Source organism: Nocardia iowensis, from assembly GCF_019222765.1.
Lineage (GTDB): Bacteria > Actinomycetota > Actinomycetes > Mycobacteriales > Mycobacteriaceae > Nocardia > Nocardia iowensis.
Window position 1 is genome coordinate 2,252,394 of record NZ_CP078145.1, and the last position, 16,061, is coordinate 2,268,454.

Sequence of the window (16,061 nt, forward strand, 5' to 3'; positions counted from 1 at the left end):
TCTCATCCCATCTCGTAGCGCATCGATGATGCCACCGCTGTCGGACACATCGAGTGAACTGCGGATAATCGGATCAGGTCCGGGGCCGTCGATACAGATGACCGCCTACGAGGAACCCCGGTCATGACCTGGTGGTGGCGGTGCGCTCCGTTTCAACCGATGGATAGGGTGACCCCGATCGCTACCGGAATACCGAACTCTGATGAGGTTGTCGTATGCGTGACGCTGTCCTCCTCGACATCGAGGGAACTGTGAGTCCTGTTGCCGCCATACGGGACTCGCTGGTGCCCTACGCCCGTCCGCGGATCGCGGAGTGGGTGCGCAAATCGGAGCCGGAGATTGCGCTCATTATCGATGCGGTGCGCCTCGCGATGGGGGACGTGGCTGCCGACCTGGATGTGGTGACCGAGCGACTGCACCAGTGGAGCGATCTCGGGATCAGAGCCGAGCCGTTGGGGGCGTTGCAAGGGTTGATCTGGCTGGACGGGTTCGCATCCGGTGCGTTGTCGGCGCGGTTCTACGCGGATGTGCCTCCGGTGCTGGAGGCGTGGCATCGTTCGGGTGTACCTGTTTATGTGTTCTGTGCCGAATCCGAACTGGTGCAACAGCTCTGGTTCGCGCACTCGGAGTTCGGCGATCTGGCCCATTCGATCGGCGGCTATTTCGACAGCGCGTCGGAGGGAGCCGACGACGATCCGGTGTCGTACCGGCTGATCGCGAAGGTGATCGGGGTGCCGCCGGAGCGGATCACCTTCGCCTCCGCCGCGATCGAGAAGTTGGACGCCGCGGCCGCCGCCGGGCTGCGGACGGCTGGAGTGTCCCGCCCGGACGACGGCTCGCCGGATGTCGGCGAGCATCCGCGAATCACGCGATTCAGCGAGATAACCACCACGGGTTAGGGCGTTCGCGTTCCCAGTGCAGCTCCGATTCCAGTTGCGCCGCAACAGAAACGAGCATCGGTTCGGTGGCCTCGGTGCCCATCAGCTGCGCGCCGATCGGCAGGCCCGCCTCGGTGAAACCGGCCGGGACGTTCACGCTCGGCCAGCCGAGCACGTTCCATGGCCAAGTGTAGGGGCAGGCGGCGGTGATCAGGTTGTTGGTGGCGTGCACGCCGATGCCGTCGATGTCCTCGGCGCGCGGCGGCGGTGTCGCGGTGGTCGGCGCGAGCACCACGTCGTAGTCGCGGAAGAAGTTCCCGATGCGCCTGTGCAGCAAGGGTTCCGCCTGCCGTGCGGCGAACAGCGCCGGGCCGTCGAGCAGGGTGCCGAACCGAGTGTTGGCGATGGTGCGCGGATCCACTTGGGCGCCAGGGAACTTCCGGTACGCCGCGCGAATGCCCGCCAATGACCGGGGCAGAAACGACGCGCCGATCAGCAGGCCGTAGTGCAGATCGGCGACGGTCACCGTGTGGCCCAGCTTGCGCAGGGTGTCGCCGACGCGCCGCACCGCCGCGGCGACCTCGGGGTCAAGCGCGGTCCTTGTCGCCGTGAACGGCGTGCGCAGCGACAGTGCGATCCGCAGCCTGCCGGGATCACGCCCGACCGCCTCGGTGGCGGAAATCGGTGCGGGAGTGTGTAAATCACCGGGGTGCGGTCCGGCGGCCAGGTCGAGCAGCAGGGCGGCGTCTGTGACGGTGCGGGCCAGTGGTCCGTTGACGGTGAGCCCGTAGAACGCCTCGGCGTGTGGCCAGGTGGAGATCCGGCCGCGCTGCGGTTTGATGCCGACGAGATTGGTCCACGCGGCTGGGATCCGGACCGAGCCCGCGCCGTCGGAACCCAGTGCGGCGGGTACCAATCCGGCCGCGACCGCCGCCGCCGAGCCGCCGGAAGAGCCACCGGGCGTGCGGTCGGCGGCCCACGGATTGCGGGTGTGCCCGAAGGACGCCGCGCTGGTGAAGGGCAACTGACCGAGCTCACACGTGTTGGTCTTGCCGACGATCACCGCGCCCGCCGCGCGCAACCGCCGAACCGATTCGGCATCTTCGGTTTTCGGCGCGAAATCGCCGCCGCAGCCGAATGCCGTTGGCTCACCGGCGATATCGGTGTCGTCCTTCACCGCGATCGGCACGCCGAGCAGCGGCAGCCGGTCACCCGCCGCGAGGCGCCGGTCGGCGTCGGCCGCCTCGGCGAGTGCCCGGTCGCGGCGCACCAGCCGGAACGCGTTGAGCGTCGGCTGGGCGGCCTCGATGCGGTCGAGGGCAGCGCCGACCGCGGCGACGGAACCGATGGTGCCGTGCGCGAGTGCGGCGGCGTAGTCGGACAGCCCGAGGTCGTTCGGCGGTGCTCCGGCGGGGAGTCGCCCTTGGTCGGCGGTTGTCATGTGAGCTCCCTCTCTCGTCGTGCTTCGGAAAACCGTAACCCGCAACTGGACAACCGACTAGTGCCGACACTGTGCGCAGGGTGGCCTGCGGTGATCGGGTATTGGAGCCGCAGACCGACGCGGAGGCCCTCCACGCTCCCGGCAATTCACTGACCGAACGCGATATCGATATCCGCTAGCTGGCCGCGCGAGAGCGCACCCCGGGATGAAATCGCCGAGACGCTGCATCTCTCGCCGGGAACGATTCGCCACAATCTGGCTGCCATCAACCGGAAGGTCGGCGCCCGCAATCGCATCGAGGCAATACGCGTCGCTGCCACCCGTGGCTGGATCTGACACACGACTTGTTGGCCCGAAATGCAATCTGCACTGAATCCGATGCATTTTGCCTTGAAACTGGCGGGCCCGAATGCCCAGTCTCCACATATTCGCTGGTAGGGGGCCGTTTGAAGCGGAACCCAAGGGCGCGAACCGTTTACGCGTCTCGGCACAGTGCTGGAGAATTTATCCTCAGGCTGATCCCCATGGTCGGCCAAGGAAACAGTCAGCGGCGATAGCCGACACCGAAAAGGAGCCATGAGATGTCTAGTCGATGCGATGTCTGCGGTAAGCAGCCCAGCTTCGGGAATCGCGTAGCGCGGGCCGGACGTCGGGCTCAGCAACGGTATGTCAAAGGCCGGACGAGTCGCCGATTCAATCCGAACATTCAACCGGTGCGGGCCGTCAAAGACGGTACCCCCGTGCGTATGAAGGTATGCACTTCGTGCCTCAAGAAGGGAAAGGTGGAGCGTCGCGCACAGGCATAACTCTTGCGAGCGGGATGAGTTCCCCTGTCACGATTGCGGATTGCCGACCGCACCCCTCGATGGTCCAGACGAGTGGTACACGGTGCACGACCGCGTATGGGAACACGCCAATGCCGCGGAAGACAGCATCCTTTGCATCGGCTGCCTGGAGACTCGACTCGATCGCCGTCTACTGCACACCGATTTCGTTGCCGCTCCTCTCAATGACCCGGAATACGGTCAACACAGTCAGCGTCTGGTGAGTCGTCTACGGCCTCGTGTCGAGCACTGAAGCGAAAACCCGCGGTTCGGCGCTTCCATCGAAGGTCGCTCGGGTCTCGATATAGACATACATACCGTATGTATGTAACAGTGGTGAGACCGCGACGCACTGGAGGAACCATGGGAATCAGCACGGCACTCGGCCGCACGCACGAGGTAGATCTGCCCGGCGGCCGCATTCGGTACCACGACACGGGGGAGGGGTCGCCGGTCGTCTTCGTGCACGGACTGATCGTCAACGCGGACCTGTGGCGCAAGGTCGTCCCCGGCATCGCCGCCGCGGGCTACCGCTGCCTGACCCCGGACTGGCCGCTCGGCGCACACGAGATCGCGGTCCCGGACGCGGACCTCACCCCGACCGGGGTGGCCGACCTCATCGCGGACTTCCTCGAACGCCTCGACCTGACCGATGTCACCGTGGTCGCCAACGACACCGGCGGCGCGATCACCCAGGTGCTGATGACCCGTCGTCCGGCCAGGATCGGGCGCGTTGTGCTCGCCGCGGTCGACAGCTACGAGGGATTCCTGCCGCAGCCGTTCGCCCTGCTCACCTGGCTGGCCAAGATTCCGGGTTCGATGCGTCCGGTCATCGAATTGGCGCGCATCCGGGCGCTGCAGCCGACGCCACTGGTGTTCGGCCTGGTCGCCAAACGCCGGGTGCCGCCGGAGATCGCCGACTCGTATCTGGCGGGCCCCAAGAAATCCGCTGCGGTCCGCAGAAATCTGCGGTCGTTCCTGAAGAACGCGCACCGCCGCTACACGCTGGAAGCCGCCTCCCGCTTCGCGTCGGTCGACATACCGGTGCTGCTGGTGTGGGCCAGCGAGGACAAGATTTTCCCGATGTCCTATGCCGAACGCCTGGCCCGGGACCTGCCGCACGCGACACTGGAGGTCATCGACGACTCCTACACCTTCCTGCCGGAAGACCAGCCCGAGTTGCTCACCGAGTCGATCCTGGAGTTCACTCGGCTGCATGCCACGCCGTAGCCAGGAGGACCGCTCCCGCACCACCAGGGCCGCGCTCGAACAGGCCGGACGTCGCCTGTTCACCGAGCGCGGCTTCGCGGCGACCTCGGCGGAGGAACTGGTCACCGAGGCCGGGGTCACCCGTGGCGCGCTGCACCACCACTACGGCGACAAGCGCGGCCTGTTCCTCGCCGTCCTGGAACAGATCGAGGTCGAAGCCACCGACGAGATCGAAAAGGCCATCGCCACAGTCGATCCCGACGATGTGATGACCGGGATGGCGGTCGGCCTCGGCCTGTTCCTGGAGATCTGCCAGCGCCCGGCGATGCTGCGTATCTCGCTCACCGACGCGCCCGCCGTACTGGGCTGGCAGGCCTGGCGCGAATTCGAGAGCCGGCACGGCCTCGGCGTGATCACCGCCCAGCTGGAACGCGCTCGCGTCGCGGGCCTGATCGCCGACGCACCCATCCAGGTACTGGCCCAGCTACTGCTCAGCGCACTGACCGAATCGGCCTTGATCGTCGCGCACGCGGACGATCCGGACAGCGCCCGCGCCGAAGCCCAGCAGTCGATGCTGCTGCTGATCTCCGGCCTCATCAAGACCTGAGTTTTACTCCACGAATTGCAGCTCCACCTGCGGTAACTCGACCATGACCCGGGCGCACACGGCGCGATGCCAGGTGGCGGGGTAACGAGTGTCCGGCTCGTGGCGGCAGTAGTCGTCATTGGTCCGATAGGTGTGCAGGCGCGGCGAGATCTCCCCGGCGCCGATGGCGTCGACCATCGCCTCGATGACCTGCTCGGTCTCGTCGGCGATCTCGGCGAGCTCGCGCGCCACCGTGTCCGGAATCTGGAAGGCCCCCTTCTCCCAGCGTTCCACGGTGCGCTCGGCGACGGCGAAGAGCCGGGCGCACCAGGGCACCGGCAGGCCGAGCAGTTCACGAGTGGCCCGGAAACCTGCGGCGGTTCCGGTACCAAGTAGGTCGTCCAAATCCGAAAACCCCTCCCCAGCAGTGCGGTAGAGAAAAAGAATAGGTCAGTGCGCCGAACGGCATGGTGGATTCGTCCGGGAAGTGACCGGGGCAGTGCCGCGCCTGCCGAGGGCTGTCGGATGTTCGTGGGAGGATGAGGCGTGCGTTTGTATCGAGATGTGGCGGTGGTGGTACGCCAGCACAAGCTGGGCGAGGCGGACCGCATCGTCACGTTGCTGACGCGCCAGCACGGCTTGGTGCGTGCGGTGGCCAAGGGGGTGCGTCGCACCAAGTCGAGGTTCGGCGCCCGGCTGGAGCCGTTCGCCTATATCGATGTGCAGTTGCATCCGGGACGCACACTGGACGTGGTGACCCAGGTGCACACGGTGGAGGCGTTCGCCGCCGACATCATCGACGACTACGGGCGCTACACCACGGCCTGCGCGGTGCTGGAAACCGCCGAACGGCTGGCCGGTGAGGAGCGGGCGCCCGCGCCGCGGCTGCACGCGCTCACCGCGAGCGCGTTGCGCGCCATCGCCGCCAAGCAACGGCCGCACGAGCTGATCCTGGACGCATTCCTGTTGCGCGCCATGGGTTTCGCGGGCTGGGCGCCCGCGCTGGACGAATGCGCCAAGTGCGCGACCCCGGGCCCGCACCGGGCGTTCCACGTCGCGGCCGGGGGCGCGGTGTGCGTGCACTGCCGCCCGCCCGGCTCGGCGACACCGGCGCCCGGCGTGCTCGATCTGCTGGTCGCGCTGCTGCGCGGCGAATGGGACTACATCGAGACGGTGCCCGATGGTGCGCGCAGGCAGGCCAGTGGCCTGGTCGCCGCGCATCTGCAATGGCATCTGGAACGGCAGTTGCGCACGTTGCCGCTGATCGAGCGGTCCCGTCCAGTGGGCTTCCCGGCCTGATAGCTGAGGTCCGCGGAGACCTTCACAAGGCCTCCACAACCATCAGGCAGGATAGGGGCCGTGATCCTCCGCCGAGACTCCTCCACCGCGACCAGGTCGAACGCACGGCCGGGCGCGGCCCGCACCGTTCGTCCGCCTTCGCAGCACCCTTCGGGAGCTCGTCCGCCGGAAATTCCGGCCGACCTGGTGCCGAACCATGTCGCGCTGGTGATGGACGGCAACGGCCGGTGGGCGCAGGAGCGCGGACTGCCGCGCACCGCGGGACACGAGCGCGGCGAGGCGGTGCTGATGGACACCGTCGAGGGCTGCATCGAGATCGGCGTGAAGTGGCTGTCGGCCTACGCGTTCTCCACCGAGAACTGGCGGCGCAGCCCCGAGGAGGTGCGCTTCCTCATGGGATTCAATCGCGATGTGATCCGCCGCCGCCGCGACGAGATGAACGAAATGGGCGTTCGGGTGCGCTGGGCCGGACGGCGACCTCGGTTGTGGCGCAGCGTGATCAACGAACTGGAAGTCGCCGAGGAGTTGACCAAGGACAACACGGTGATGACCCTCACCATGTGCGTCAACTATGGCGGCCGAGCCGAAATCGCCGATGCGGCAAGGGAAATCGCGCGGCGAGTGGCGGCGGGCGAGATCGACCCGGAGAAGGTGACCGAGGCGACGGTGGCGAAATACCTCGACGAGCCGGACATGCCGGACGTGGATCTGTTCCTGCGGCCGTCCGGGGAGTTCCGCAGCTCGAACTTCCTGCTCTGGCAGTCCGCCTACGCCGAATACGTCTATCAGGACACCCTGTTCCCCGATTTCGACCGGCGCAATCTGTGGGAAGCGTGCCTCCAGTACGCTTCCCGTGACCGACGCTTCGGCGGCACCAAATGAACGGCGGCACAGGCATGGAATCATCGGTGACTCCGGAACACGAACTTCAGGCGCGCGCCGGTGCCTGCCTTTCGCTGTACGACATCGACGTGCGCGTCGACCCCGAGGGCTCGATCGGTTTCGAATACGAGGGCGCGCTGTGCTCGCTGCGTGCGGTGAGCCTCGCGCCCGGCCTGGACGTGCTGACCCTGACCTGCGTACTGGCCTGGGATCGGCCGATCAAGCCGCAGCTGCACAAGCGGGTCGCCGAGCGGAACAACGCGCTACAGTTCGGGTCGCTCACCGTGATCGCCCACGACAAGCTCGCCGACATCATCCTGCGCTACACCTTCCCGGCCGCCGGGCTCGACGACCAGGCACTGGCCACCATGCTGGTGCTCGTCCTCTCCGGCGCGGGCCGCGCCAGGCAGGGCCTGCTGCCCTGACATCTGTCATGGCAGACACGTGACAGTCGTGCCGGGGTTTCCTGGCGTGGATGCGCGACGGTTGTCCCATGACATCAGCACTGACGACCGCGGCCGTCTTCGCCGCGGCTGGCGGTTCGGCGACGCCCGCGATCGAACTGCGCGATCTGCGTAAGAGCTTTCCGGTGCCGGGCGGTGGCACGGTGCGGGCCGTCGACGGACTCGACCTCGTCATCGAACCGGGCGAGATCGTCGCGTTCCTCGGGCCCAACGGCGCGGGCAAGACCACCACCCTCGACATGGTGCTTGGCTTGGCGGCGCCGGATTCGGGCAGCGTCGCGGTGTTCGGCGGCACACCGGCGGAAGCACTTGCGGTAGGCCGGATTTCGGCGGTATTGCAGTCCGGCGGGCTGCTGCCCGACCTCACCGTCGCCGAGACCGTGCGGCTGGTGGCCAGTCTGCACGTGAATCCGCGTCCGGTCGAGGAGGTGCTGTCCCGCGCGGGCCTCGCCGAGATCGCGGGCCGCATGGTCGGCAAGTGCTCGGGCGGGCAGCGGCAGCGGCTGCGCTTCGCGCTCGCGTTGCTGCCGAATCCCGACCTCATCGTGCTCGACGAACCGACCACCGGCATGGACGTCGAAGGCCGCAGGGACTTCTGGAACGCCATGCGGGAGGACTCCCAGCGCGGCCGCACCGTCCTGTTCGCCACCCACTACCTGGACGAGGCCGATGCCTATGCCGACCGGATCGTGCTGGTCCGGGCGGGCCGGGTGGTCGCGGACGGCAGCGCCGCCGAGATCAAGAACTTGGCGGCGGGCCGCGCGGTCAGCGCCACCCTGTCCGGTGGTGTGCCCACCGGTCTGCATGATCTCCCAGGCGTCGATGAGGTGGAGGTGCGTGGCGAGCGAATCGTCGTGCACACCAAGGACTCCGACGCGGTGGCACGCTACCTGCTCACCGAGACCAGCGCTACCGACCTCGAAATCACCTCGCACAATCTCGAATCCGCGTTTCTCGCGCTCACCACCGGAGAAAACTGACATGACAACACTTGCCCCGTCGGCTTCGGCCCGGCATCAGCCCACGCCGTTGGGCGGCTTCAGTCTCGGCTTCCTGCGCCTGGAACTGCGCCGCATGCTGCGCAATCGCCGCACGATGATCTTCACGCTGCTCATTCCGCCGCTGTTCTTCGTCATCTTCGGCCTGCAATCCGATTTCCGGACACAGTCTTTCGGCTCCGGCAACGTGACCGGCTACGTCATGGTGTCGATGGCGGTCTACGGCGCGCTGCTGGCCACCACCAGCGGCGGCGCCATGGTGGCGATCGAACGCGCCCAGGGCTGGAGTCGCCAATTGCGGCTCACCCCACTGCATCCGGTCGCCTACATCGCCACCAAGGTCGCCGTCGCGATGGTGCTCGGGCTGGTTTCGGTCAGCGCGGTGTTCGTAGTCGGTGGGGTGCTCGGCGCCCACCTCACGCCGGTCGCCTGGGTCGGCTGCTTCCTGCTCGCCTGGCTGACCTCGCTGGTTTTCGCGGCATTCGGCCTGTTCGTCGGCTACCTGCTGCCGTCGGAGAACGTGATGCAACTGCTCGGGCCGGTGCTCGCCGTGCTGTCCTTCGCTGGCGGTCTGTTCATTCCGCTGCACGGCTGGTTCGACACGGTGTCGAAGGTGTTTCCCACCAACGGGGTCGCCACGCTGTCCCGAATGCCGTTCGGTGACACCAGCGCCGGGTCGATCGCGCTCGCGGTGCTCAATGTCGTGGTCTGGGCCGCGGTGTTCGTCGGCGGCTCGGCGATCCTGTTCCGTCGTGACACTGCCCGCTGAGTTACCAGGTGCGCCGCGGCGCGGCCGTCCTGTTCGCGGGGTGGACGGCCGTGCCGCGGGGGTGATCCGGCCCGAGCGGGGTTCGGTACCGTCGGTCCTCGTGATCAACGACGGCGCGCGTAGCTTCCCCCGCGATCCGTCGCCGCTCAGGGGCGTCGGATGGGCGTGAGTTCTGGGCTGGCGTCGCTGCGCGCGGGCGGCGTTTCCGGCCTGATCGACCGCGTGCTCGAAGACCAGTCGGTGTCGGTGAATCCCAGACGGCGCGGCTGGTTCGGCACGCTTGTCGCGGTGGTGTGGCTGGTCTGGTTGGTCGCGCCGATCGTGCAGCGATGGTCGCGGGGCGAGCTGGTGACCGCCGGTCTGGCGACGGCGTGCCTGGCCGCGTTCGCGACGCTCATCGTCGGGTCCTTCCTGCTCTTCCGTCGGCCCGGTCCGCGCGCGCTCATGGTGGAGCGGCCGATCGATCGGCGGATTTGGCTCACGCTCGCGGCGCTGACCGCGCTGCATGTGGCGTTGGTGGTGCTGCTCGGACCTATCGCGCTGCCCACGGTGATCTATATCGCGGTGGTCGCGATCGTCAATCTTCCGCTGCGGGAATCCGGATACGTGGTCGTCGCGGTGATGGCCGCGATGCTGCTCCTTCCGGTGCTCATGCCCGGTCGGCAACTCGCCGATATGCCGTTTTACCTGGCCTTCGTCCCGGTGGCGATCTGGGTGGCCAGGCAGCTGGGACTGCGCGGCGAACGGCTCGCGGAGCTGGCCCGGCGGCAACGCGCCGAACTCGACATCGTGGAGGAACGCAACCGGGTGGCCCGCGACGTGCACGACATCCTCGGCCACTCGCTCACGGTGATCACGGTGAAGACCGAGCTGGCGCAACGACTCGTCGACGTCGATCTGGGACGGGCGAAGGCCGAGCTCGCCGATATCGAGCGGCTCGCCCGGGAGGCACTGGCCGGGGTCCGCGATACCGTCGGCGGTCTGCGCGAGGTCTCGCTGCGTGGCGAACTGGCCAACGCGCGGACCGCACTGGCTGCCGCGGATATCGCCGCCGATCTGCCTACGGTCGGGCAGCTGCCCGATACACCGCACAGTGAGTTGTTCGGCTGGGTCCTGCGCGAGGCGATCACCAATGTGATCCGGCACAGTGCCGCCCGGCACTGCACGGTGACGGTCACCGCGTCGAGCATCGAGGTGGTCGACGACGGCCGTGGGCTCGGTGCGAGTGCGGCGTCCGGCTCGGGGCTCGCCGGTCTCCGCGCCCGGGTCATGGCCGCGGGTGGCACGTTGACGCTGTCCGTGCCGGAGTGCGGGGGAGTACGTGTTCGTGCCATTGTCCCCGAATAAGGAAGTGGGCGTGATGATCCGGCTGTTGCTCGCCGACGACCAGGCGCTGGTGCGTGGCGCGCTCGCGGCGTTGCTCGGACTGGAATCCGACCTGGAGGTGGTCGGTGAGGTCGGTCGCGGCGACGAGGTGCTCGACGCGGTCGACCGCACGAATCCCGATGTGGTGCTGCTGGATGTGGAAATGCCCGGCATGGACGGCATCGCCGTCGCCGCGCAACTGCGCGCCGCCCACCCCGAGCTGCGCATCCTGATGGTGACCACCTTCGGCAGGCCCGGCTACCTGCGCCGTGCCATCGACGCGGGCGCCAGCGGTTTCGTCGTCAAGGACACCCCGGCAAGGGAATTGGCCGACGCGGTCCGCCGCGTCCAGCTGGGTCTGCGGGTGGTCGATCCCGCGCTGGCCGCCGAAACCCTCACCGCGGGCACCTCCCCGCTGACCGAACGCGAACGCGAGGTCCTGGCCGCCGCGTCCGACGGCGCGACCACGGGCGCCATCGCCAAACGGCTGCACCTCTCGGAAGGCACTGTGCGCAACCATCTTTCGTCCGCCATCGGCAAGACCGGCAGCACCACCCGCGCCGAAGCCGTCCGCGCGGCCGAACGTCTCGGCTGGCTCTGAACGCGGCGCCGACAGGCTCCCGCACAATGATCGTGGTCGACTAAGGTGGCCGGCATGCGTTGACCCCAGCCCGGCGGCCGGGCACCACCTCGCCTCCTTCGTGTCCACATTCGGAACCTACGAAGGAGATTTGACGATGAGCACGTCGATCCGCATCGACGTCCCCGACGCCTTGGCGGCGTCACACAGCGCACACGACGGTGCATCCGGTCGTGCCTGGATCGCGGCGTTGCCCGGCCTGGCCGCGGGCTTCCTCGACCGCTGGGCGTTGCGCCTGGATGGTCCGGCACGGCACGGCATGGTGTCGCTGGTGCTGCCGGTGATCAAGGCGGACGGGACGCCCGCCGCGTTGAAACTACAGCCGGTCAACGAGGAGAACGTCGGCGAGCCGCTTGGCCTGCGCGGCTGGAACGGCGACGGCGCGGTGCGCCTGCTCGACCATGATCCGGACACCGGCACGTTGCTACTGGAACGGCTGGATGCGGCCCGTCCACTGTCTTCGGTGACCGACGACCGCGCCGCAGTGCGGATTCTCGCGGAGCTACTGGCCCGCTTGGTCGCGGTCCCCGCACCAACCGGGCTGCGGCAACTGGCCGATATCGCCGCGGCCATGCTCGATCAAGTGCCCCGCACCCTGGCGGCGTTGCCCGATCCGGCCGAGCGGCTGCTGGTTCGCACCTGTGCATCCGCCGTCGCCGAACTGGTCGATGAACCCGGCGACCGGTTGCTGCACTGGGACCTGCATTTCGACAACATTCTCGCGGCCGAGCGAGAACCATGGCTGGCCATCGATCCGAAGCCGCTCGCGGGCGATCCTGGCTTCGAACTGCTGCCCGCGTTGGGTAATCGCTGGGAAGAGATGGTGGCCACCGGCGACACGGCGCGGGCCGTGCGCTACCGCTTCGACCTGCTCACCGAGGTGCTCGGCCTCGACCGGCGCCGGGCGGCGGGCTGGACGCTGGGTCGCGTGCTGCAGAACGCGCACTGGGACGTCGAGGACGGCCACACCGCCCTCGACCCGGCCCAGGTCACCATCGCGACCATCCTGCTCGACTCCAGGCTGCGCTGAGGTCGGTCTGCCCTGACTACGGCAGCACGACGCACGCGGGACCGGTACTGATGCCGGTCCCGACGGTCACCGAGGTGAGGAAGTAGGTCTCGCCCTGGACGTACTCGGCCGCCCAGATCTTGTGCTCGCCCTTCTTGGCAGGGGTCCAGGTGGTGCTCGCCTTGCCGGACGCGTCCGTGACCGGGCCGACCGGCTTGAACGTGGTGTCGGTCCGGTTCCCGTCGACCTCGTCGAGGAAGACCACCGCGACACCGGGCCGCGCGGTCGCGGTGACCGTGTAGGAGCAGCCGGTTCCGTACGAACCGGAGCTACCGAAACTCAGGCCGGGCGCGACATCGATGCGGGTGACCGCAGCTGTCGCAGTGGGCGCGGCGAGTGCGATCGCGGCGGTCAACGCGCCGAGCGTGGTCACCGCGGCAGCGGCCTTCTTCGGAACGAACACGGCAAATTCCCCTTCCGGCAACGGCTTTCCCCTGAGCGGGGGTACGCCCGACACTTGCACAGGCGATGCCGGAGATCAATGCCCCGGCGCGGATCGGACTGCCGGTAGTTTCTTGGGCCGGGTGGCTCCGACTGATAGTCGGCTGAGAACCCGGCAAACACGACACTTTTGCCTGGTCTCCGGCGTTGAGAGTGGTAAGAAGGCCAATCCGGCCACCACGAAGGAGTTCGGCATGAGCCTCATCGGCACCCTGCTCGGGTACGCGTTGACAGTGTTCGTCTTGTTGCTGCTCGCTCGGATGGTGTTCGACTGGATGGCGGTGCTCGGCAAGAACCCGTCCTGGGCGGACCGGCCCCGCGCCCTGTCGTACGCCGCGACCGAGCCGGTGATCGCGCCGGTCCGGAAGGTGCTACAGCCGGTTCGCGCGGGCGGCATGTCGATCGACCTGGCCTTCACCGCGGTCTTCGTGGTCGCGTTGATTCTGCGTGCGGTTGCCTTCAGCCTCTGACCGCGGCCGACCATCCCTGGCTGGATAGTGCCGAGCGTCAGGTGGCTGAGGGCCCGTAGGGGAGCAGCGCGCGGATGCCGCGGGCCAGGGTTTCCGGGTCGATGTCGCCGATTATCAAGTGTTGCAACATGAATCCGGGGAGCACGCCCATGATGGCGGTCGAGACCGCGTGCACATCCGTGTCGGCGGGCAACCAGCCTTCGTCGCGCATGCGTTCGGTGTATTCGTACCAGCGTCCGCGGACGCCGAGGATGGCCTCCTTGACGTATTCCGCCGCTTCGGGGTGCACCAGGGCCAGTGCCCACGCCTGCGGGGCCAGCCGTACCGTGCCATCGGGTCCGCTGTGCGCGACCATGTGCTCGGCGAGCGCGCGGACCAGCAGGTCCGGCGTTGGCAGCGGATCGGCGCTGATCAGCTCGGTCATCCGTACCCGCAAGCCGACCGTCGTCTGCGCGGCCAGCGCCGCGATCAGGTCGTTCTTGCTCTTGAAGTAGCGGTAGACCGCCCCGGCCGACAAGCCGGATTCCGCGAAGACGTCCTGCATGGAGGTCTCGTGGAAGCCCTTGCGGGCGAAGCACAGGCGCGCGGCATCGAGGATCTGCTGCCTGCGGCGTTCCAGGTGTTCTTCGCTGACTTTGGGCATGCTTACAAAGTAAAACGAACATCCGTTCTTGACAACCTTCTGAGTGCGTGCGACCGTTGATTTCGTCGAAAGAGAACGAACATTCGATTTACGGAGAACGTCATGAACATCACGCAGCGAGCGCTCGCCGTCGGCGTCGGGGCCGCCCTGATTCAGGCGCTGATGCTGATCGCCTTCGCCTGGCCGGCCGCCAATATCGCCCCACGCGACGTGCCCATCGCCGTCGCCGGGCCGCAGGCCGAGATGATTGTCGGCCGCCTGGCCGAGCACAGTCCCGGAGCCTTCGAGATCTCTCGGCCGGCCGACGAGGCGGCGGCCCGCACCGCGATCGAGAACCGGGAGGTGTACGGCGCGATCGTCACCGGTGCGGGCCAGCCGCGGGTGCTGATCGCTTCGGCCGCGAGTCCCGCTGTCGCGCAACAACTCACGCAGATCGGCCAGCAGCTGTCCGGCGTACCGGCCGCGCGGGTGGACGATGTGGTGGCCGCAGACTCCGATGACCCGCGTGGCACCGCGTTCGGCGCCATGGTGTTGCCGCTGGTGATGGCGGGAATCGCGGCGGGCGTGCTGCTCAGCCTGCTCATCCCGACCATCGGCGGGAAAGTCTTGGGGCTGACCACGTTCGGTGTCGTGGGAGGTCTGCTGAGCATGGAGATCATCCACGGCTGGATGTCGGTGGTGCCGGGGTCCTACCTCGAACTGTCCGCTGTCGCCGCACTGGTCTCGTTCGCCGTCGCGGGCACGGTGGTCGGCCTCGGCGCCGCAATCGGCCGGGCGGGCATCGGTCTGGCCGCGTTGACCATGCTGCTCATCGGCAACCCGTTCTCCGCCGCCACCTCGGCACCGGAACTGCTTCCGCAGCCGTGGGGCGCCATCGGTCAGCTCCTCCCGCCCGGCGCGGCTGCCTCGCTACTGCGCTCGGTCGCGTTCTTCGACGGTGCGGGAGCCGCGGGTCCGCTTGTGGTGCTGGTGATTTGGGCTGCCGCGGCGCTTGTTCTGCTCGGAATCGGCGCGCTGCGCGACCGCCGTACCGACGAAACCCCCGCTGCGGCACGGGTTCCCGTCACCGCAAGCTGACCCGCCCGAGGGCGGGCGCCGGAAGACCCGGACCCTTATCGTCAAAGCCGCACACTTCTTGATTTCCGGCACATGCATTCGGATGCCGGGACCCGAGAGGTGTGCGGCTCGGGCTGCGCCAGCGAGGGCGCTCGAATCAGTTGACGGCGAATGTGCGGGCCGGTGCGCGTTACCCTGCCTCAGTCGAAAGATGGTTGATTACAGGGGCGTCCGGCCGTCGCCATTACCTGCCGACGCACACGACTGACAGGTGCCGAACACCTCCATGGTGTGACTCACCTCGGTGAATCCGTGCTCGTTCGCGATGGCGCCCGCCCAGGCCTCGACCGTCGGTCCCTCCACCTCCACGGTGCGCCCGCAGCGCCGACAGACCAGATGGTGATGGTGCCCGGTGGAGCACTGCCGGTAGACGGATTCGCCGGTGTCGGTGCGCAGCACGTCGACCATGCCCGCGTCGGCCAGCGACTGCAGGGTGCGATAGACCGTCGTCAGGCCGATGCCCTCGCCGCGCTTGCGCAACTCGTCGTGCAACTCCTGAGCGGAACGGAACTCCTCGATGTCACCGAGCAGCGCGGCGATCGCACTGCGCTGTCTGGTACTGCGGATGCCGACCGGCTTCTGCGGAACGACCGTGTTCTCTGGCACGAATCACCCTTCCTCGGCGTGCGCGACGGCGTCGACAACAATATGGGCGAGATGGTCGTCGACGAGTTCGTAGAGCACCTCGCGACCCGACCGCTCGCCGTGTACGACGCCCGCGGACTTGAGGATGCGCAGATGCTGGCTCACCAGCGGTTGGGTGACACCGAGCGCGTCCACCAACTCGTGCACACAGCGCGGCGACTCGCGCAGTTGCAGCACAATGGCGATGCGGACCGGTGCGGCCAGGGCGCGCAGCAGCTCGCCCGCGTCCTCCAGGACGGTCCGCGCGGGCACCGGCGCCGGTGCGGGCGAGCGGTACGGATTGTGCGGATGGGCGGTGGCGGTTCCGGCGGTCATGGCACCA

Annotated in this window: 21 protein-coding genes; 15 read left to right on the forward strand and 6 right to left on the reverse strand. The window is 67.9% G+C overall.

The window, feature by feature from the left end:
• The first annotated feature begins 215 nt into the window (after positions 1-215).
• Entirely contained in the window at positions 216-899 is a 684-nt protein-coding gene (gene mtnC / locus KV110_RS10220) for an acireductone synthase (protein ID WP_218475433.1), read from the forward strand.
• Here the strand turns inward: mtnC and KV110_RS10225 are convergent.
• Positions 874-2,319, reverse strand: a complete 1,446-nt coding sequence (locus KV110_RS10225; protein WP_218475434.1) for an amidase — start codon at positions 2,317-2,319, stop codon at positions 874-876. The genes mtnC and KV110_RS10225 overlap by 26 nt on opposite strands.
• Before the next feature lie 255 nt (positions 2,320-2,574).
• On the opposite strand from KV110_RS10225, the gene KV110_RS42050 reads away from it, so the two are divergent.
• The 4 genes from KV110_RS42050 to KV110_RS10245 all read left to right on the forward strand — a co-directional run bounded on the left by KV110_RS42050 (position 2,575) and on the right by KV110_RS10245 (position 4,959).
• Positions 2,575-2,655, forward strand: coding sequence for a hypothetical protein (locus KV110_RS42050; protein WP_393539133.1), 81 nt, complete (start codon positions 2,575-2,577; stop codon positions 2,653-2,655).
• A 245-nt stretch (positions 2,656-2,900) separates the two neighbouring features.
• On the forward strand, positions 2,901-3,125 hold the full coding sequence (gene rpmB, locus KV110_RS10235; protein ID WP_218475436.1) for a 50S ribosomal protein L28: 225 nt from the start codon (positions 2,901-2,903) through the stop codon (positions 3,123-3,125).
• Positions 3,126-3,506: 381 nt separating this feature from the next.
• A complete protein-coding gene (locus KV110_RS10240; RefSeq protein WP_218475438.1) occupies positions 3,507-4,373 on the forward strand; it encodes an alpha/beta fold hydrolase in 867 nt (288 codons plus the stop codon).
• Positions 4,360-4,959, forward strand: a complete 600-nt coding sequence (locus tag KV110_RS10245) for a TetR/AcrR family transcriptional regulator (protein WP_218475440.1) — start codon at positions 4,360-4,362, stop codon at positions 4,957-4,959. The genes KV110_RS10240 and KV110_RS10245 overlap by 14 nt, the downstream gene beginning before the upstream one ends.
• A gap of 3 nt (positions 4,960-4,962) precedes the next feature.
• Here the strand turns inward: KV110_RS10245 and KV110_RS10250 are convergent, their stop codons facing one another.
• Positions 4,963-5,343, reverse strand: a complete 381-nt coding sequence (locus KV110_RS10250) for an Aca2/YdiL-like domain-containing protein (protein WP_218475442.1) — start codon at positions 5,341-5,343, stop codon at positions 4,963-4,965.
• A gap of 141 nt (positions 5,344-5,484) precedes the next feature.
• Between KV110_RS10250 and recO the strand changes: the two genes are divergently transcribed.
• The 8 genes from recO (at position 5,485) to KV110_RS10290 (ending at position 12,385) form a co-directional block, all read left to right on the forward strand.
• Positions 5,485-6,237 (forward strand): DNA repair protein RecO, encoded by a 753-nt coding sequence (recO, locus tag KV110_RS10255; protein ID WP_218475444.1) that lies wholly within the window; start codon positions 5,485-5,487, stop codon positions 6,235-6,237.
• Between the two features lie 60 nt (positions 6,238-6,297).
• Positions 6,298-7,119, forward strand: coding sequence for an isoprenyl transferase (locus tag KV110_RS10260; protein ID WP_218475445.1), 822 nt, complete (start codon positions 6,298-6,300; stop codon positions 7,117-7,119).
• Entirely contained in the window at positions 7,116-7,544 is a 429-nt protein-coding gene (locus KV110_RS10265; protein ID WP_218475447.1) for a YbjN domain-containing protein, read from the forward strand. Before KV110_RS10260 ends, KV110_RS10265 begins: the two co-directional genes overlap by 4 nt.
• Before the next feature lie 68 nt (positions 7,545-7,612).
• Positions 7,613-8,563, forward strand: coding sequence for an ABC transporter ATP-binding protein (locus KV110_RS10270; RefSeq protein WP_218475449.1), 951 nt, complete (start codon positions 7,613-7,615; stop codon positions 8,561-8,563).
• 1 nt (position 8,564) lies between these two features.
• Complete coding sequence (locus tag KV110_RS10275; RefSeq protein ID WP_218475451.1) at positions 8,565-9,350, forward strand: ABC transporter permease; 786 nt, start codon at positions 8,565-8,567, stop codon at positions 9,348-9,350.
• A gap of 159 nt (positions 9,351-9,509) precedes the next feature.
• Complete coding sequence (locus tag KV110_RS10280) at positions 9,510-10,697, forward strand: sensor histidine kinase (protein ID WP_218475452.1); 1,188 nt, start codon at positions 9,510-9,512, stop codon at positions 10,695-10,697.
• Positions 10,698-10,710: 13 nt separating this feature from the next.
• A complete protein-coding gene (locus KV110_RS10285) occupies positions 10,711-11,316 on the forward strand; it encodes a response regulator transcription factor (RefSeq protein WP_218478325.1) in 606 nt (201 codons plus the stop codon).
• 136 nt (positions 11,317-11,452) lie between these two features.
• Complete coding sequence (locus KV110_RS10290) at positions 11,453-12,385, forward strand: aminoglycoside phosphotransferase family protein (RefSeq protein ID WP_218475454.1); 933 nt, start codon at positions 11,453-11,455, stop codon at positions 12,383-12,385.
• 16 nt (positions 12,386-12,401) lie between these two features.
• Here the strand turns inward: KV110_RS10290 and KV110_RS10295 are convergent, their stop codons facing one another.
• Positions 12,402-12,827 carry a hypothetical protein gene (locus tag KV110_RS10295; RefSeq protein ID WP_218475456.1) on the reverse strand — a complete coding sequence of 142 codons (426 nt, stop codon included), beginning with the start codon at positions 12,825-12,827 and terminating at the stop codon, positions 12,402-12,404.
• Between the two features lie 232 nt (positions 12,828-13,059).
• On the opposite strand from KV110_RS10295, the gene KV110_RS10300 reads away from it, so the two are divergent.
• Positions 13,060-13,335 (forward strand): YggT family protein, encoded by a 276-nt coding sequence (locus KV110_RS10300; protein ID WP_218475457.1) that lies wholly within the window; start codon positions 13,060-13,062, stop codon positions 13,333-13,335.
• Between the two features lie 37 nt (positions 13,336-13,372).
• Here the strand turns inward: KV110_RS10300 and KV110_RS10305 are convergent, their stop codons facing one another.
• Positions 13,373-13,978, reverse strand: coding sequence for a TetR/AcrR family transcriptional regulator (locus KV110_RS10305; protein WP_218475459.1), 606 nt, complete (start codon positions 13,976-13,978; stop codon positions 13,373-13,375).
• 102 nt (positions 13,979-14,080) lie between these two features.
• On the opposite strand from KV110_RS10305, the gene KV110_RS10310 reads away from it, so the two are divergent.
• Positions 14,081-15,055, forward strand: coding sequence for a hypothetical protein (locus tag KV110_RS10310; RefSeq protein ID WP_218475460.1), 975 nt, complete (start codon positions 14,081-14,083; stop codon positions 15,053-15,055).
• 198 nt (positions 15,056-15,253) lie between these two features.
• Here the strand turns inward: KV110_RS10310 and KV110_RS10315 are convergent, their stop codons facing one another.
• Positions 15,254-15,700, reverse strand: coding sequence for a Fur family transcriptional regulator (locus KV110_RS10315; RefSeq protein ID WP_218475462.1), 447 nt, complete (start codon positions 15,698-15,700; stop codon positions 15,254-15,256).
• Positions 15,701-15,703: 3 nt separating this feature from the next.
• Positions 15,704-16,054 (reverse strand): ArsR/SmtB family transcription factor, encoded by a 351-nt coding sequence (locus tag KV110_RS10320; protein WP_218475464.1) that lies wholly within the window; start codon positions 16,052-16,054, stop codon positions 15,704-15,706.
• Positions 16,055-16,061 lie beyond the last annotated feature (7 nt).

Bases quoted from the DNA above. Each gene is read 5' to 3' on its own strand.
- mtnC (WP_218475433.1), top strand. From the start codon at position 216: ATGCGTGACGCTGTCCTCCTCGACATCGAGGGAACTGTGAGTCCTGTT.
- KV110_RS10225 (WP_218475434.1), bottom strand. From the start codon at position 2,319: ATGACAACCGCCGACCAAGGGCGACTCCCCGCCGGAGCACCGCCGAAC.
- rpmB (WP_218475436.1), top strand. From the start codon at position 2,901: ATGTCTAGTCGATGCGATGTCTGCGGTAAGCAGCCCAGCTTCGGGAAT.
- KV110_RS10240 (WP_218475438.1), top strand. From the start codon at position 3,507: ATGGGAATCAGCACGGCACTCGGCCGCACGCACGAGGTAGATCTGCCC.
- KV110_RS10245 (WP_218475440.1), top strand. From the start codon at position 4,360: ATGCCACGCCGTAGCCAGGAGGACCGCTCCCGCACCACCAGGGCCGCG.
- KV110_RS10265 (WP_218475447.1), top strand. From the start codon at position 7,116: ATGAACGGCGGCACAGGCATGGAATCATCGGTGACTCCGGAACACGAA.
- KV110_RS10270 (WP_218475449.1), top strand. From the start codon at position 7,613: ATGACATCAGCACTGACGACCGCGGCCGTCTTCGCCGCGGCTGGCGGT.
- KV110_RS10275 (WP_218475451.1), top strand. From the start codon at position 8,565: ATGACAACACTTGCCCCGTCGGCTTCGGCCCGGCATCAGCCCACGCCG.
- KV110_RS10280 (WP_218475452.1), top strand. From the start codon at position 9,510: ATGGGCGTGAGTTCTGGGCTGGCGTCGCTGCGCGCGGGCGGCGTTTCC.
- KV110_RS10285 (WP_218478325.1), top strand. From the start codon at position 10,711: ATGATCCGGCTGTTGCTCGCCGACGACCAGGCGCTGGTGCGTGGCGCG.
- KV110_RS10290 (WP_218475454.1), top strand. From the start codon at position 11,453: ATGAGCACGTCGATCCGCATCGACGTCCCCGACGCCTTGGCGGCGTCA.
- KV110_RS10300 (WP_218475457.1), top strand. From the start codon at position 13,060: ATGAGCCTCATCGGCACCCTGCTCGGGTACGCGTTGACAGTGTTCGTC.
- KV110_RS10305 (WP_218475459.1), bottom strand. From the start codon at position 13,978: ATGCCCAAAGTCAGCGAAGAACACCTGGAACGCCGCAGGCAGCAGATC.
- KV110_RS10310 (WP_218475460.1), top strand. From the start codon at position 14,081: ATGAACATCACGCAGCGAGCGCTCGCCGTCGGCGTCGGGGCCGCCCTG.
- KV110_RS10320 (WP_218475464.1), bottom strand. From the start codon at position 16,054: ATGACCGCCGGAACCGCCACCGCCCATCCGCACAATCCGTACCGCTCG.